The following is a 17410-nucleotide window of genomic DNA, read 5'->3' on the forward strand; positions in this document are numbered from 1 at the left end:
ACGTTGTTCTGCATTTGGATAGATTCTTACTTTTACTGCCCGATTTATTTTCCTCACCTTATTCCTACCTGTTTACAAATGATTTCAATCGCTATTCCTGAACAATATGTTCTTTTTCATTATAATACAAGTCATCTACAGGAACAAGTGTTTTCTTTTTTATTTATAAAATTCTTTTGAGCATTTATGCTCAGATCTACAATTCATCTCACTACCTGCAGAGGTAGGAGAATTCTTGTTATATATTATGTTAAATGTGTCTACAATTGCTCCTTCTGTTACATATTCAGCAGTCCCTTTAATCTGATATCCCTCAAGGCTCTGTGCATCATATGCAGAAATCGCAATTTTCCGCCATTTGCTTTGATGTTGTTTAAAGTTGTCTCAAGGAAAACATCGCCTACAACCAGTTTTCCATCGTCGGTTACATCTTTAAAAGCTACCGGCACTACATTCGGTTCCCCATTCGCGCATGTTGCCAGATCCCACATACCATTTTTTAATACCTTGATCACAGATTCATTTAACATTGCATATACCTCCAGATTTCTTTCTATGATAATTTACCTGATGTATTCATGTTAACGAATCTGCTTTTGATTTGGAAGATATTAGCAAATTTATAAGTTGCTATTAAATTTCATAGCATTTAACTCATATTCCACTTTTCGATAATGCAGCTATGCTGTTTTGTTTTCTTATCATAATCAATTCCTGCCAGAAGCAGATTTCCATGATAATCTTTTAGTGCCTCTATATATTGCTTGTCCTTAATCTGCTGAATTGCACCTTCTGCACTTTTGTTCCATTTCAATTCGATTACAACAGCTGGTTTATCCATATGGATCTTTCTGGGTATGAAACAGATATCTGCAAATCCTTTACCACCCGGCAATTCTCTGATTACTGTATAATATTCTCTTGCAAAATAGAATGCCAGGTTAATTGTACAGCTCAATGAATTTTCATCATTATAGGTTAATATCGAAACCTCTTTATGTGCCTGTTCGATTCCCTTTGCTACTTTTTCGGAATCCATTTGCCACAGTGCTTCCAGTAATTCTCTGGATGTCTGTACGGAACGAATCACTTCCGTCCAGTCCATCGTGCTGATTGCATTCACATATTCCTGGGATACTTCCCTGTTCGGGATTTCTACAGTTTCCTTTTCATTATCATAAGTCAGATATCCCAGGTGAACCAGTAATGTCAGCACATCATCTTTTGTCGCAAAAGTTGTCATATCGTTACTGAATGTTCCTGTATTGATTCTTATATTACTTCCCGCCAGCATCTGAACAATTGCATCTTTTAACCCATCCATATTCATTTGAATGTATACTTTCAGAGCTTCGTAAGTCTCTGTCTGATTCCAGTATGTTCCGAACTTTCTCTTCTGCATTGCTTCTACTACAGATTTGGGGCTATACATGGAATAAACTTTTCTAGTCCCACCTTCATGCGAAATCAGATGATAGCCATTATACCATGCTCTCGCCTCTTCAAAGTTCATTTCGTATTTTTCACATAATTTCTGAACTTCTGTCTCTGTAAATCCAAAATATTCTGCAAGATTTCCCGGATCTGTCATTGAATACTCTGTAAACATATTAAGAGCTGAATGTGAGCCATATTTTTTTATTGGAAGAATCCCTGTCATATAGGCCAACGCAACATACTCTTTGTCTTTAAGCCAGAATCTAAGAAAATCAAGATATTTTTTCTGTGCCTCCTGGTTCTGCTGATATTCACGAAACAGGCAGTCCCACTCATCAATCAAAATCACAAATGGATGCTTCGTGTAACTATAGACATCCTTCATAACCTGAACCAGATTTTTTTCATCACGAAATCGAACTTGCCCATATTGCTCTTTCAGATCAAAAATCAGATATTCATTCAGCATTTTCAGCATATGCTCAATATCATTTGTTGCACTGAGAAATTCCTGCATATTGATTTTCAGAACATCATATTGATTCAAATGTTTTTCATAATCTTTGGTACTTTTGATCTTCAGACTCTGAAACAATTCTTTTGTATTAACACTTCTGTCATAATAAGCAGCCAGCATATCCACACCCATAGATTTTCCAAATCTTCTTGGTCTGCTTACACACATATATCTCTGAAGTGTCCGCACACAGTGGTTTGTTTTTTCTATCAAGCCGCTCTTATCAACAAAAATCTGTGATCTCAATGCCATCTCAAAAAGACCGCTTCCAGGGTTCAAATAACTACCCATTCTTTCACTCCTCCCTCTCTCCCGGTACAGCTTCTTTTCCGAACATTGCCAGTGCCTGGTTTACTTTGTCCAGACGCACAGTCTCTTTTCCCTGCTCCAGTTCTCTCACAAATCTGAGTCCCAGACCGGAACGCATCGCAAACTCTTCCTGTGTCAAACCTGCCTTTTTTCTTTCTTCTTTTATATACTTTCCAATTCTGTTCATATTAATCATGATAATCCCGAGCGGGTATAAATTCAAGCTTTAATAGCAAAAATAATCCCGAACAGGTATAATTTTATGTATTTCTTATAAACAATCCCCGTTCGGGTATAATACAATGTTATTTACTTTACACACTCCATGATTATTTCTTCACACTTATCATATCCAAGCTGCGAACTGTTCAGGCACAGTGTATAATCACTGGCTTTTCCCCATCTCTGGTCTGTATAAAAGTTGTAATTTGTCATACGTCTTTTGTCTGTATCTGTCATCATCTTTACAGCATCCTGCTCACTGACATTATACAGCTGGCAGATCCTTTTCATTTTTTCCGGCATATTTCCATGTATAAAAACATTCAGCACATCATCCCGGTCTTTTAAAATGAAATCTGCATTTCTTCCAATGATCACACATGGCTCTTTCTCTGCCAGTTCCAAAATAACTTTTCTCTGTACCTCATATACCATATCTTCTACAGATTTTCCGGTAATATCACGTCCGGCAAGTGCATATGCCAAAATCCCCTTTTTCGGGGACAGCTCTGCACTTTCCTGAATATAATCTGGTGACAGACCGGACTCTTCTGCAATCTGATTGATGATATTTTTATCATAATAGGCAATCCCTAATTTCTTTGCTACCTCCTCACCAATAAAACGTCCACCGCTCCCGAATTCTCTGCTGATCGTAATGATTCTTTTTGCCATCTCTCTTCCTCCTTACTTGAGAACGTTTACTTTATTTTTTCTGATCCTCTTTAAAAATACATATCCTACCAGGCATGAAATTGCTTCTGTGATCGGAAATGCCCACCAGATCAGTGCAACGCCCATCTGACCGTTTCTGACAAATATAGAAAAAATTCCTGCCAGCGGTAAGATAATCACAAACTGTCTCAAAAGAGAAATGATCAGTGATTCTATACCACCATCCAGAGCCTGGTAGATTCCCTGATAAGCAACATTGATTCCTGCAAACAAAAAGCTGATGGAAATCACTCTCATTGCACTGATAAAATACTCTCTCGACTGTCCTGCGTTAAACAGTGTGGCAAATGAAGCAGGGAAAATCTCTGTGATCGCAATGCCCAGAATCATTAATGCAATAGTATAAATAAGTCCATATCTGATTCCATCCTGGATTCTTTTTTTGCTTCGCATTCCATAAGCGAACGCAATGATCGGGGTGATCGCATCTCGGAGTCCAAACGCAAGAAACAGAACAAACTGCTGTACCTTATAAAACAAACCATAGGCTGTCTGTGCTGACGGATTAAATTTCAGGATCAGGTTCATCACATATACCATAATGGACATCAGTGCCTGTGCAATGATCGCTGGAAGTCCGATCGCATAGATTTCTTTTATGATACCCGTATCTGGCTTCATGTATTTCATTCCATGCTCGAATTCTTTGTTCAGTTTCATATGGAAAATGAACAGTAAAACTGCGGATGCCACCTGACCGATCACGGTTGCATAAGCCGCACCTTTTACGCCCATTTCCGGAACCGGTCCAATACCATATATCATGATCGGATCAAGAATGATATTTACAACAGCTCCGACCACCTGACCGATCGTCGAATAAAGAGAACGGCCTGTTGCCTGTAATAACTTTTCAAATAAAGAAAAGAAGATGATTCCAAAAGAAATCACGCAGCATATCCTCAGATAGCTGACTCCCATTCCAAGTACTTCTGCATCTACTGTCTGCGATGAAATGTATGCTTTCACTCCAAAGATACCAAACAGTAAACAGACTGCATAAATGATCACTCCCAGAAACAGACTGTTTCCTGCTACCTTTGCTGCTTTCTTACTGTTCCCCTGCCCCAGTGTCCTTGCAAGAAGCGCATTGGTTCCTACGCCAGTTCCAATCCCCACTGCAACCATAAGCATCTGAACCGGAAATACCAGTGTCAGTGCATTCAATGCCGCTTCACTGCCCACTCTCATATTTCCTACAAACGCACTGTCTACAATATTATAGACTGCCTGCAATGCCATAGATAAGATCATCGGAATCCCCATCTGGATCATCAGCTTATTCACTGGCATATCTTTCATCTTGTTACTTTCTGCCATTTTGTTTCAACTCCTCCTTTTTCTGCACAAAAAAATGTAGCTCTGTCATATAAGCTGGACTTACGCTGACAGGCTACACACTTTTTCATGGCAAATATAAAATTGTAAAATAAAAAACGAGTGGCAGGTAAACTGGATTTACGCTTACTTGCTACTCGTTTGTGATTATTATATTTCCTGTTTTTCCAAAAGTCAAACAGATTTTTTTCTGGATTTCTCTTACGCTTCCTGTCTGCCTTTGTTGATATACTCAATGATTGTTTCACAAACTTCCTCTTTCGGTTTTCCAAGAGCTGCTCCAAGTTCCATGTATAACAGGTTTTCTGCTATCTGAAAATATCTTGCATCTGTTGTTGTACATTTTTTCCCTTGTGCAAGTCTTTTCTTTTTCCGCTGATAAATCATTTTTATAATAGAAATTAATGCTTCCGGATCATTTGATTTTACTGTTGCTTTGTATTTTTGTTCCCGCATTTTTTCATTATCAATCCATGCTGTTGGAATTTCCGGGATCCGTTCAATCAACTTCCATGCTTCTTCTTTTGTCAGGCATAGCCTTAATATCGCATCTGAATTTGAAACAGGAACATAAAGTTTCCCTTTTTCATCTTCTATAGATTTCATCAGATAATATAATTTGTTCTCTTTTTTGCCAGTCAGATCCAGAGATACAATGTCTTCTATTTTACACACACCTGTAACTGACTTACTGACGAAATCTCCAATCTCATATTTCACAAAATTCTCTCCTTACTATCCAAACAATTCCTACTCTGTAAATGTATAACGCACAAAAGATCCCTGATTATCACCTGTTACGATCACAATGTCTCCTTCTCCGTTACGCACAGATTCCAGGACAGGAAATCTTCCATTCTCTTTTACATATGCTTCCGGGCTGGCTGCCTCGGCCTCGATCAAAGTTTTTTTGCTGTATTTCTCTCCTCCACAGGGATTTATTTCTTCGATAAAAATTTCATATTCATGCATATAAGATTCCTCCTCTGGATTATTTTAAAAAAACAGACAACATACGTGTCATTTATCTTACAAAAATACCGCCAGATGAAATATCTCCACTATGTGTAGACTATTTCACTGGCGATATTTTCATCATCAATAAAGGAATTCTTTATTTTCTTACACCGCTTAACACCTTCGCGATCATGCAAGTAGCTCTACTTCAGTTTCTTCTTCAGTTCCTGGATCAGTTCAAAGTAATCTCTGTGTTTCATCTCCGGGAAAGCTTTGATGATTCGACCCTGGCCAAATACAGTATGGTTTGTGATGGAACTGGACAGTTCATCAAACTGTGCCTGAAGCTCTGCTTTTTTCATGCGAAGCATTTCAATAGATTTTTCCTTTTGGGCGGCTGTTGCCTCAAGGAGTTCTGCTTTTGCAAGTGCAGCCTGTACCTTACCTTCACTGACCTTCTGTGCAGTGTCGATCGTGGTCGTTGCCAGAGTATTACTGAGTTTGTCGCTTACGATCCTCAGATCTGAGCTGACTTTATCCAGCTTGGTAAGTTTCTTGTTCAGACCACGGATAACTGCTACCGTCACAATAAAGTCTGTCAGATACACTGCATATAAAACAGCTATTACGATCCACTCCCAGGTTGCCGGAGTATGGGATGCCTGACTTTCTACATATTTCTGAAAAACTTTTACTACCATAACGATCGCAAGTCCCCAGATCAGCGAAAACTCCAGACAGATATATCCGTGAAAATTGAACGGCTTATCTGAATAATCCCACCACCTTGCATGAAAACATACATCCAGCAGCCAGCCGGCGATCAGCTCCACTGCTGTCGCAAGGATAATTCCAAACAGAAAAATCATTGCATCATTCATCTGATGCCCGCCACTCTGGATTGTGTTTAGCATGGCAAACACAGAAAGCACTCCGAATCCATATACCGGGCATACCGGTCCGTTCAAAAATCCCCGGTTTATAACCTTTCCAAGTGCTACCGCATGAAAAATAACTTCAACAACCCAGCCGCCAAAAGAATAAACCAGAAAATACAGGCATATCTGAAAATATGTCATTCCAAAAATCATGACTCTCTCCCCCTAAAAATCACTTCTTTCACCTGTCTGTTAATTCACTGTTATCAGATGTGGAAAAATTTCTGAATTGCTTTATAATCTCCAAGAACCAGAAGCGTACTGTCAGCTTCAAGAACTGTATCTACAGAAATTGTCACACTGACTTCTCTTTCTTTTTTTACTGCAAGAATATTTATATTATATCTTCTTCGAATATCCAGTTCTCCAACAGATCTTCCAATCCATTCATCTGGGATTGCTACTTCAAAGATCGCATGAGACGCATCTACTTCCATATAGTCAAGGATATGATCATCCGCATAACGGATAGATGCCCATTTTGCCACCTGTTTTTCAGGATAAACGACTCTGTCTGCACCATTCCGTAAAAGGAATTTTTCCTGTACGTCACGCTCTGCCCGGGAAATTACCAGATTTGCTCCCAGTTCTTTTAATAATGATGTTGTCTCAAGCGAATTCTGAAAACTGCCTCCAATGGTAACAAAGCAGATATCAAAATTTCCTATTCCCAGTGATTCCAGGAAACTGGCATCTGTACTGTCTCCAATCTGGGCATTGGTAACAAAAGGAAGGATTCTGTTGACTCGCTCCTCATTGATATCCACTGCCATGATTTCGTGTCCCATTTCATTCAGCTGCATTGCAATATGTTTTCCAAATCGTCCAAGACCAATAAGTAAAATATTCTTCATGCTCTCTCTCCTTTATCCAACTGTTATTTTTTCCAATGGCATTTTTGCATTTGTATTTCTTCTGGACACTACCGCATAGATCAGGGTCAGTCCTCCTACACGTCCCAGATACATAAGCACGATCAGTATCAGTCGTGACAGGATATGAAGCCCCGGTGTGATTCCCAGAGTAAGTCCTACGGTTCCTACTGCTGAAGCAGCCTCATACAGACAAAGCTGCAATGAAAGCCCTTCATAAACACTGATGGTTATTCCTCCAAAGAAAAACAATACAAAGTACAGCATTGCTATCGTTGCGGCATTTTTTATTACCTGACTGTCGAATCTTCTTCCAAAAGCCCCCGCATCCTCACGACTTCGAAATGTCGCAAACGCATTCAAAAGCAGGACTGCCACTGTCGTTGTTTTCATGCCACCTGCTGTAGAACTTGGTGATCCTCCCATTAGCATAAGAAGTATCATGATCGCCTGTCCCACCTCAGTCATCGATGACAGATCTGCGGTATTAAAACCAGCCGTTCTTGTCGTTACAGACTGAAAAAGCGATAACAGCGTCCGTTTCCCAATCGATACCTGTCCAAAGTCACAGACAAAAAAGAAGATCGCCGGGACAAAAATCAGGATTGCGGTCGTTAACAGAATAATCTTGCTCTGCATACGATAACGTTTAAATCGGAGTTTATTCGTATAAACATCATCCCATGTAAGAAAACCAATGCCACCAATGATAATCAGAAGCATAATCACTATATTTAACCAGAAATTTCCGGCATAACCACTCAGTGATACAAAAGTGTTATCTGCGGTACCAAGTATATCAAATCCCGCATTACAAAAGGCCGATATGGAATGAAAAATCGACATCCATATACCTTTTATTCCAAAATCACGGCAAAATATCGGAAGAAGCAAAACCGCACCAATTCCTTCGATCAGAAACGTTCCTCTCAGAATAAACTTTGTCAGGCGGACAATACCACCGACTTTTGGTGCTGAGATGGCATCCTGCATGGTACTTCGCTGCATCAGTGATATCTTTCGTCCTGACAGCATAAACACCGAAACGGCAACCGTTACAACTCCCAGGCCGCCTGTCTGTATAAGCAGCAATATCACTGCCTGTCCAAAACCTGACCAGTAGCTTCCTGTGTCCTGCACAACAAGACCCGTCACACATACAGCAGAAGTTGAAGTAAAAAGTGCCTGATCAAATGGCGTTACAACTCTCTCCGCAGATGAGACGGGTAACATAAGCAGGAGTGATCCCAAAAGAATCACTCCTGCAAAACCTAAAATAATCATCTGAAAGGATGTCAGATGTTTTCTTTTATGTTTTTCTGGCATAACTAATCTCCTCTTTTTTGATTTTAATAGTATTATATACCAAAAAAGAAGTTATACAAGCTTAATATTGATTATCATCTGATATTAAGCCCATATAAAAATTTCATTTTCTTTTTGTCCCACACTGAATTGCCTGTGTCGGACAGATCTTTTTACATCTTCCACAGCGAATACATTCTAAGCTGTTCGGGTTTTCCACCGGATTTACTTCCATCTGACATGCTTTTGCACATTTTCCACAGTGAACGCATTTTTCTGCATCCACTCGATAACGGAAAACAGAAACTTTATTAAATACAGAATAAAAAGCACCCAACGGACAGATATATTTACAGAACGGCCGATAAATGATAATGGAGAGTATGATTGTGATCACCAGGATCGTATTCTTCCACACATAGAGCCATCCCACTGCACTGCGCATGGATTTATTCAAAAGCACCAGTGGAAGCCCGCCTTCCAGCGTACCTGCCGGACAGATCAGCTTACAGAAATAAGGGGAGCCCTGCCCCATAATATCCACCACAAATAATGGCATCAAAACTACAAACACCAGAAGAATCACATATTTCAGTTTACGAAGCAGCTTATCTCCCCTGAATGTCCGAATCTTTTTGGGAAAAGGAATCTTATTCAAAAGATCCTGGATCAGTCCAAACGGACAGAGGAATCCACAGACAAGTCTTCCCAGCAGAGCTCCGATAAAAATCAGAAATCCAACTATATAATATGCCATTTTGAAATTCCAGCTACCGATCACTGCCTGAAAGGAACCAATAGGACAGGCACCTGTGGCCCCGGGGCAGGAATAGCAGTTCAGCCCCGGAACACATACATTTTTCAATTTTCCGGTATAAATCTTTCCAGTCACAAATCCGGAAACATGACTGTTTGTAAGCGCCGCCCACAGGGCCTGAATCCCATGGCGCGGCCACTCATTAATTTTCATTTTTTTGTTATCCAATTCCAATACACTCCATACAGATATTAATTGCCTTTGTAAAGACTACATCCACTTCGCCCCGGTAAATTCCAAATATCATCAAGAGGATTCCCAGAATCGCCAGCGCAGGACCTATCCACTTTGAATCTGTTATTTTTTTCATCATTTTTCTTATCTTTCTGTCAAAATCGCTTTATTATTTAGAAATGTTCTTGAGTTCTTTTTCTACGATTTCTTTCCATTCGTCCAGTGTATGGCTTCCTGAATAGGTTTCTCCTACAATATTTCCTTCTTTGTCAACAAAGAATGTTTCCGGGAAAGCAGAGATACCATTTAAACGTCCATTCATCATTGTTGAATCCGGGACCAGGAACGGATAGGAGGCTTTTGTCTTTTCCTGAAGAACACCGGCTTTTTTCACTGTATCCTCATTCTGTTTGGCATCATCACTCACTGTATCAAGAACGACACCGACAACTCCAACACCTTTTTCCTTCATCTCTTCATAGAGTTTTTCCAGCTCCGGAATCTCATTTACACATGGAGAACACCAGGTAGTAAAAACATTCACAAGTGTAAGATCATAATCGCTGAATACTTTTTCTGTATAATCTTTTCCATCAACGCCTTTTGTCTCAAACTTGCCTACAGTTGTAGAATCACCTTCATTGCTTGTCTCCTGTGGCTGGTCAAATGCGGAAAGCTTCTGGAATGGTGTCATCTCTGTGAGTGTCACATCAATTTCTTCCACTTCTTTTTTCAGGGATTCATCTGCATCTTTATTAGTGCTCAGATAATATTTATACTTTCCATCACTGCTGCTTCCGATTTCTTTGTGTTCTGTGCAGCCTGTGATCTTATCCAGTTCTTTCTCAGAATCTTCGTCATAGATTCCAATCGCTCCAACTTTTGCAAGACTATTGTACCAGTCATCATATGCTGTTCCCATCTTGTCAACCTCTGCCTCTTTCTGCTCCTCGGTCATTTCGCTCCAGCTTATATATGCATATTTAATTGCATCTGCATTGTCATTCCATACTTCATTTGTGATCATCGCAATGGTCTGCGCTTTTATCTGTTTAAGCAGTTCCTCCGGAAGTTTCATGTTAAGTCCAAGGAATGGATACTCATAAGAATCCTGTGCCTGCACAGTTGTCTCAGATGGTTTAAAAGTACCCTGTATAAAATCAGACGGAATTGCATCCCCTTCTGCAGCAGCTGCATCACCATCAACTACCATTCCGGCTTGGTCTGCCGGAACCGCCATTGCTTCTGTACTTTCTGCTGCCATTACTGATACACTTCCAAATGTAGATACTCCCAATACTGCTGCTGCCATAAGTGCTGTTATTTTTTTCATTCTGAATTTCATGATATTTATATCTCCCTTCATATTTGTCCTGTAATTTATAAATCGTTTTGTGTTTTTATTATACACGCTTTGATTACTGTAACCGTATTATATCATCCTGTCTATAAAATCTCTGTTAAGAAATCAAAAAAATCAAAATTTCTTTTTATTCCTGTATTTTTTACGGGAATTTTATATGGAACATGATATGATAATATCAGAGTTTCACTATAAGCATTTTAACCCCGACATCATATTTGACAAAGGAGATTTCTTATGCACATATTAGTAATAGAAGACGAAGAACAGCTCTGCTGCTCGATTGCAGAGGGACTTCGCCTGAATGGATACGAAACAGATACCTGTTTTGATGGAAATGAGGGACTGGAATTGTGCCTGACCGAAAATTATGATCTGATTCTTCTGGATCTGAATCTTCCCGGCATAGATGGTCTGGAAATCCTGCGGCAGTTCCGGGAAATAAACTCCTTCACACCTGTTCTGATCCTTTCCGCCAGAGGACAGATCCAGGACAAAGTAGAAGGACTTGATCTTGGAGCAAATGACTATCTGACAAAGCCTTTTCACTTCGAGGAACTGGAAGCCCGGATCCGCAGCCTGACACGGCGAAAATTTATTCAGGAAAATATCTGCCTGAAATGCGGACGTATCACCTTTGATACCCGTACAAGAAAAGCCAGCATCAACAACGAAGAACTTTCTCTCACCCGGAAGGAAACCGCACTGCTGGAATATTTTATGCTTCACCAGAATCGTATCATCGGCCCGGAAGAACTGATCGAACATATCTGGGACGGAAGCGTCAACAGCTTCAGCAACTCCATACGTGTCCATATTTCTGCCCTTCGCAAAAAGCTGCGCACGGCTCTTGGCAATGATCCGATCCAGAATAGGATCGGACAGGGCTATATTCTGACGGAGGATCTGAAATGAAAGAAAATCATACAATAAAAAATCCACTGAAGAAACGCTCCCTGCAGTGGCGGCTGACTTTGCTCATCACTCTGCTTGTAACCGTCACCTGCATTCTGATGTATTTTTTCATCAGTAATTCCGCTGTCACCGGAATGGAAAATCTTGAAAGCTACATCGTACAGATTAATAAAACTGACTCCACACCAATCACTTTCAATGTAGATCCATCCATATTGTTTCCGGATCTTTCCAATCAGGTGCAGGCGACCAAAGACTTATTTCGCATCAGAAGCATGATCGCTACCGGCATTATTATTCTTCTAAGCAGTATTGGAACTTATTTCATCAGCCGCCGTGCACTGACTCCTTTGCATGACCTCAGTACAAAAATTGGTAAAATACAGGCGCAGAATCTTTCAGAATCTCTGGAAATACCAGACAGTAATGACGAAATTTCCCAGTTGACTGCTTCTTTTAATAAAATGCTCTCTCGTCTGGATGATGCATTCACTGCACAGAAGCAGTTTTCTGCCAGTGCCGCACATGAGCTTCGGACTCCGCTTGCCGTCATGCAGACAAATCTGGAAGTTTTTGCCCGCAAAAAGACACCTTCCATAGAAGAATACCAGGAGATTTTCTCCTTGATTCAGGAACAGACCGGGCGTCTTTCTCATCTGGCAGAGATTCTTCTCGATATGACCGGTATTCAGACGGTTGAACGCTCTGAGACAATTTCGCTGGCAGAGCTTACAGAGGAAGTTTTCTGTGATCTGGCTTCAGTGGCTGAGCAGAAGCAAATTGAATTGATCCAAAGAGATGGCGACTGTACTGTTACCGGAAGTTATCTTCTTCTCTACCGTGCTGTGTATAATCTCGTGGAAAATGCTATCAAATATAACCATCCTTCAGGAAAAGTAACTGTAACTCTCCATCCGGGAAAAGTCATTCTGGATGCCTCTTCACAGCCTCATCCGGCAGACTGTGCTTTCATTGAAATCTCTGACACCGGCATTGGAATTTCTCCTGAATATCAGGAAAAAATCTTCGCCCCGTTTTTCCGCGTAGACAAATCCCGAAGCCGTGCCATGGGTGGTGCCGGCCTTGGACTCGCCCTCGTAACCGAAATTGCCAGACAGCATGGCGGACAGGTAAAAGTGCTCGAAAGCAATGAGAAAGGCAGCACGATCGCACTCATGCTGCCTCTATAAGAGCAGAGCCACCGGAGCCGATATTAAAGCCACTGAAGACGGAGTTGAATACCATCAACCTCCGTCCCCGGTAGTTTTTGTCCCCAGTGGTTTTAAAGGCTTAATGAAGTCAGTATTGTATTGATCGTAACAATACCATCCAGCTGAAAATCGCTATTCTGAATTACAGCTGCAATATCTTCCAATGTTTCTGCCCCATCACTGTACGCCCAGACAACGGAAACTGCCGGTGAATTTTCTATCCCGGAAGTATCTCCGGCAATATAAAGTACGCCTTGATCTGTGTCTTCCTGTGTCAATTCATACGTACTCCAATCACTTGGAAGATACAGCTGAAATCCATCCTGAAACGGAACCCACGTTCCACTATACGATGCTTTTGTCTCATCAAAAACAATATCACTTCCATCTGTATGCTCTTCTGTAGTGTCTCCCGCAATTCCAACAATACTTCCAACCGTTCCACCGGAAATGATACTATTTGCTGAAGAAGGTTCCTGCTGTACAGCATCATCGGCTGCCTGTTGAATATCCTCCAGCGTTTTTTCTGCGCCTCCTGTCACGGAACGCTCACTGTCCACATGATTTGCGTAATCACTGTCACCTCCGGCAAGATAAGCCATACTTCCAGCCACCTGTTCCAGCATATCTCCTGTGTAATATCCCAGCGACTCTATCTCTTTTGTTCCAAACATATAGGTTCTATCATTTTCACTGAAAAAAAGTCTTCTGTCACGTACTACATATCCGCTCGTAGTATACGTGTAACCAATTTTTGTAAATATACGTCCTTCCAGTTCTACTGTATCCATGTCTTCTGATACTTGCAGATCACTGTAGTTTTCCGCCATATACTTTGTAAATTCATTCACAAAGTTAACAGACGCTGCATCATATTTTCCAATGATCACATAAGGAATAGACTCATCTGCCATCGCGTAAATATAAACAAATCCATCATCCTGGCGAATCGCAGTATAATCAGAAACCTGGACAGAAATCCCTATATCATCCAATGCTATAACATCTCCCTGAGGCATCTGTTCTGACTCTGACTGTACAACCGTATTTTCTTCAACTGCCATACTTCCCACCATTGCAGCATATACTGGAAGGGCACTTCCTGCCACCAGACCTGCTGTTACAAAAAACGTAACTACTTTTTTGCCTATGCGCGCTGTTTTTTTCATGCTCCTGTTCCTCCTTTCAATTTGGATAAAGCTGTGTGGTTCCGGCCGGTTGGTCCGTACCATTAGATACATAAACATTTCCAAGATCATCTGCGTACACATAATCATAAGAAGTCGGTATTTTTACATGCTCTCCATCCGGCAATGTATAATCGTTCTGTGAATAGATATAATCCGTAAAACGTTCTGCATCGTAAGTAGAATCGTTCCCTATCGATGCACTGACACTGTCCTGACAGTAATCTCCGATCTGTGACATACTGGAACTGCCACTGTACTGCATGATCTGCGTTCTTGCATCTATAAAGGCCTGCACAAACTGATCTGTCATTGCTGTATTCAAAACAAACTGCTCAAAATCCGCGTAACTGTTTTCATATTCATTTTCCGGCGTCAACATAAAAAATGTAAATGGCGATTCCCATGCGACAAAAGCAGTATGTGCAGTTGTATAGATCATATCTGCTGTCGAAGAAAGCTGTACTCCATTTGTTGTCGTCAATATCGTAAACCGAAACGGTATCTGATCCAAGGTAAGTCCATAAGTCCTCTCCGCCATTCCACTATAACTTCCATCTACCTGAAATCCACTTCCCTGTACCAGTTGCTGATTTTGCTGATAGTTTAAATTAGCCGATTCATCCAACATTTTCTGCTGACTCGGTGTAATCTCTGCCTGACTGAGTAATTCTGCCTGATTCCCATCCAGAATATTTTCTGTCATATAATCACAGTATTCTTCTGCCTTCATAAAATGTAACATTGGCACCATTGTCTGTGCATCAAACCAACCATCCTGGTGCTGGTTATAAGATACACCTCCCATTGAATAATCCAGCATATGCTCATAAGACACTGGTGAATAAAAGCCAAATATCGTGTTCTGATCCGCACTCATTGCAGTCAGATAAACCTGTGCCGGAGCAGAAGCACTCTGCCACTTTCCACACCATGTCACATCCCCACTTACTGTATAATCTATCGGTACATAACCTCTGGCTGCGGTTTTCCTCGTTGAACTGTCCTGTATAGTCTGCACTTTATATGAGCGTCCTCCATTATTTCCCAGTGCCCATATATCTTGCGGACCAGTCATACTAACCGCAAAACTTCCTGCAACAGCTGCCATTATAAACGCTTCTCTTTTTTTCCGTTTCATATTCCTCTCCTTTTTCTCTACATCTTCCCGTCCTGAATCGGCAAAGTCATATTTTCCAGTGCATATCTGAGTTTCGGATGATGTATAACAAAATGGATAGCCGGTGCTCTGTTTTTGGATACCATGCACCATTTTCCTTCAAAGCAGGTAATTTGAATATTGCGAAAACCTTTCATCTGCGTCACATGGACTGTATAGTTTTTGTGATTTTCTGCATATGCCTCTGCTTCTCTTATTCCGGAAAGATATTCGTCATATGAAAGCTGGATATCTTTTTCCAGGAAACACTCTGCAAGAGAAAGCACCAATGGATATTTCTCATATTCTTCCGAAATGATTTCTGAAATCTCATCTTCCACGGTACTATGACTCAGGATCATTTCCAGACTTTCTTTTTGCTTTGTATAACATTCCAGAACTATCTTCCGCTCATTTCCACAAATTGCATTGCGCTTCAGGATCTTCTCCAAAAGTTGTTCCGACATCGTTCCCAATGATGGAGCTGCCAGTACTCTCCGCCGATGCCCTTCCTTATGCATATCTTCATCCAGAAAAACATTTAACTTATTTCTTCGTTCCTTTCTGTAAATATCCATCAGTGAACTGGCTTTTTTCAGAAGGAATTCCATATTTTTTTTGCTGACTGCTACTTCCTCTTTACGACTGGTCAGATAATAATGTGCCAGATCATGATGACCACTGATACAGTCTCCCGTCATAGCTGTCTGCCCAGAACAATAGTGCAGATGTGAATAGACTTTGTTCTGAACACCTTTAATATAATAAGGAGTGATCTGGCCTGTCATATAAAGAGGAACCCAGTTTTCAAGTCCCAGCATCATATCTTTCATCGGACGTTCCACGTCATGAATAATGTGGATATGCAGCCCTTTTTTCAGTACCATCGCCAGGCCAAACATATACTTTCTGGCAAACTCTTTGTCTGCTGCCATATCCTCCACTGGCATATCACTGCATATATACAAAGGCTCCTTTGATTTTGCCAGAACAGTATGTTTCAGAAAATCCAGTTCCCCCTCCCGCATCTCCTCAAGGCCATAATAATGTTTCGACATCGGAATTTTAAACGGAACTTTTGGTACTTTGACATCATCAAAATGAATTGCCCGGATATAATCATCCAGATTAAACGCATCTACTTTTCGTAAAAAATCCGAGACATAATCAATTTCTTGTACTTTTTCTGAATTCAGCCAGAATTTCAGCTTTTCTTTATACTCTGCCACCTCTGTCAATTCTTCTTCTCTACATCCGATCAGAAGAGAAACTTTTTTTCTATCCTTTTCCTCTTTACGATTTGTCGCAATGTAAGTACTGATCTTGTCGGTAAATTCATATGGATGTGCCAGACTTCTTTTTCCATTTCGTATCTTGGACAGATAAGATGGATCATAATGCATAAAAGCAGCTATTTTTGAGATATTAATGTCCAGCTCAGTCAGCAGCAAATTTACTTTTTGATTGTCAAAATGCAACTCCTTTTGGCCCGTCATCAGACTTTTACGTAATTTCTCAAATACCTGTTCTGCATTAAAATCCTGAATCATTTTGGTCTCTGCTATCTTTATGATTCCATCAGATAGTTTTTTGAGATACTCGCTGTCAGCAGAAGGCGTCCTCTCTCCTTTACGATATCTGCTGATAACAGTCTCTGAAATCCCACTACTGACAGCCAGTTCTTTACCTGTGCATTGAATTTGTTTTATATACTCGTTCAGACATTCTTTAAAACTCACGCTCGCTTCACCTCATTTCTGTATATAAATCTTTAATAATATTATAAAAGATTTTCAAAAAATGCACAAAAAAATTACCACATCTGTCCAAGACAAATATGGTAATTTTTTCGATTTCATATTATCCAATGCGTCGTAAAACCCCTTGCTTTAGCTCTTAACTTGACCCATAAGTAATCATAGATATTTATATGTTCCCATGTTATACTAAAGAA

General features: G+C 40.4%; 19 protein-coding genes. 2 read left to right on the top strand and 17 right to left on the bottom strand.

Translation table 11 applies throughout. The annotated features are described in order from the left end of the window. Nucleotides 1-278: 278 nt before the first annotated feature. The 14 genes from DXC01_RS18535 to DXC01_RS18595 all read right to left on the bottom strand — a co-directional run bounded on the left by DXC01_RS18535 (nt 279) and on the right by DXC01_RS18595 (nt 10966). Nucleotides 279-530: a pyridoxamine 5'-phosphate oxidase family protein gene (locus tag DXC01_RS18535; protein WP_199705052.1), complete on the bottom strand. Its 252-nt coding sequence runs from the start codon at nt 528-530 to the stop codon at nt 279-281. Between the two features lie 119 nt (nt 531-649). Beyond that, nucleotides 650-2245 (bottom strand): AAA family ATPase, encoded by a 1596-nt coding sequence (locus DXC01_RS18540; RefSeq protein WP_118699586.1) that lies wholly within the window; start codon nt 2243-2245, stop codon nt 650-652. A 4-nt stretch (nt 2246-2249) separates the two neighbouring features. After that, nucleotides 2250-2450: a helix-turn-helix transcriptional regulator gene (locus tag DXC01_RS18545; protein ID WP_118254447.1), complete on the bottom strand. Its 201-nt coding sequence runs from the start codon at nt 2448-2450 to the stop codon at nt 2250-2252. A 122-nt stretch (nt 2451-2572) separates the two neighbouring features. Continuing rightward, the gene (locus DXC01_RS18550) at nt 2573-3160 is read right to left on the bottom strand and encodes a cytidylate kinase-like family protein (protein WP_118699587.1); all 588 of its coding nucleotides are present in this window, start codon (nt 3158-3160) and stop codon (nt 2573-2575) included. 12 nt (nt 3161-3172) lie between these two features. Beyond that, a complete protein-coding gene (locus tag DXC01_RS18555) occupies nt 3173-4540 on the bottom strand; it encodes an MATE family efflux transporter (RefSeq protein WP_118699588.1) in 1368 nt (455 codons plus the stop codon). Beyond that, complete coding sequence (locus tag DXC01_RS20390) at nt 4519-4806, bottom strand: hypothetical protein (protein ID WP_147342120.1); 288 nt, start codon at nt 4804-4806, stop codon at nt 4519-4521. Before DXC01_RS20390 ends, DXC01_RS18555 begins: the two co-directional genes overlap by 22 nt. Beyond that, the gene (locus DXC01_RS18560) at nt 4760-5278 is read right to left on the bottom strand and encodes a CarD family transcriptional regulator (protein ID WP_118699589.1); all 519 of its coding nucleotides are present in this window, start codon (nt 5276-5278) and stop codon (nt 4760-4762) included. The genes DXC01_RS20390 and DXC01_RS18560 overlap by 47 nt, the downstream gene beginning before the upstream one ends. A gap of 30 nt (nt 5279-5308) precedes the next feature. Beyond that, nucleotides 5309-5530: a hypothetical protein gene (locus DXC01_RS18565; RefSeq protein WP_022213258.1), complete on the bottom strand. Its 222-nt coding sequence runs from the start codon at nt 5528-5530 to the stop codon at nt 5309-5311. Between the two features lie 188 nt (nt 5531-5718). Next, nucleotides 5719-6606, bottom strand: a complete 888-nt coding sequence (locus tag DXC01_RS18570; protein ID WP_118699590.1) for a putative ABC transporter permease — start codon at nt 6604-6606, stop codon at nt 5719-5721. A gap of 53 nt (nt 6607-6659) precedes the next feature. Then, nucleotides 6660-7307, bottom strand: a complete 648-nt coding sequence (locus tag DXC01_RS18575) for a potassium channel family protein (protein ID WP_022213788.1) — start codon at nt 7305-7307, stop codon at nt 6660-6662. Nucleotides 7308-7319: 12 nt separating this feature from the next. Continuing rightward, nucleotides 7320-8684, bottom strand: a complete 1365-nt coding sequence (locus tag DXC01_RS18580) for a TrkH family potassium uptake protein (RefSeq protein WP_255420418.1) — start codon at nt 8682-8684, stop codon at nt 7320-7322. A gap of 70 nt (nt 8685-8754) precedes the next feature. Continuing rightward, nucleotides 8755-9600 (bottom strand): 4Fe-4S binding protein, encoded by an 846-nt coding sequence (locus tag DXC01_RS18585; RefSeq protein ID WP_022213790.1) that lies wholly within the window; start codon nt 9598-9600, stop codon nt 8755-8757. Between the two features lie 7 nt (nt 9601-9607). After that, nucleotides 9608-9760, bottom strand: a complete 153-nt coding sequence (locus DXC01_RS18590; protein ID WP_005426325.1) for a CD1871A family CXXC motif-containing protein — start codon at nt 9758-9760, stop codon at nt 9608-9610. 30 nt (nt 9761-9790) lie between these two features. After that, entirely contained in the window at nt 9791-10966 is a 1176-nt protein-coding gene (locus DXC01_RS18595; RefSeq protein WP_118254469.1) for a TlpA family protein disulfide reductase, read from the bottom strand. A 255-nt stretch (nt 10967-11221) separates the two neighbouring features. On the opposite strand from DXC01_RS18595, the gene DXC01_RS18600 reads away from it, so the two are divergent. After that, nucleotides 11222-11899 (top strand): response regulator transcription factor, encoded by a 678-nt coding sequence (locus DXC01_RS18600; RefSeq protein ID WP_118699591.1) that lies wholly within the window; start codon nt 11222-11224, stop codon nt 11897-11899. Beyond that, nucleotides 11896-13089 carry a sensor histidine kinase gene (locus DXC01_RS18605; protein WP_022213793.1) on the top strand — a complete coding sequence of 398 codons (1194 nt, stop codon included), beginning with the start codon at nt 11896-11898 and terminating at the stop codon, nt 13087-13089. The genes DXC01_RS18600 and DXC01_RS18605 overlap by 4 nt, the downstream gene beginning before the upstream one ends. A gap of 92 nt (nt 13090-13181) precedes the next feature. Here DXC01_RS18605 and DXC01_RS18610 read toward each other — a convergent pair whose 3' ends face one another. From DXC01_RS18610 to DXC01_RS18620, 3 genes are read right to left on the bottom strand one after another with little or no spacing between them, the layout of a single operon-like run. Further along, on the bottom strand, nt 13182-14279 hold the full coding sequence (locus tag DXC01_RS18610) for a hypothetical protein (protein WP_118699592.1): 1098 nt from the start codon (nt 14277-14279) through the stop codon (nt 13182-13184). Nucleotides 14280-14295: 16 nt separating this feature from the next. Next, a complete protein-coding gene (locus DXC01_RS18615) occupies nt 14296-15438 on the bottom strand; it encodes a hypothetical protein (RefSeq protein WP_022213795.1) in 1143 nt (380 codons plus the stop codon). Nucleotides 15439-15455: 17 nt separating this feature from the next. After that, entirely contained in the window at nt 15456-17195 is a 1740-nt protein-coding gene (locus tag DXC01_RS18620) for a helix-turn-helix domain-containing protein (RefSeq protein WP_118699593.1), read from the bottom strand. Nucleotides 17196-17410 lie beyond the last annotated feature (215 nt).

The sequence above is a fragment of the Blautia sp. OM07-19 genome (genome assembly GCF_003481595.1).
Classification (GTDB): Bacteria; Bacillota; Clostridia; order Lachnospirales; family Lachnospiraceae; genus Blautia_A; species Blautia_A intestinihominis.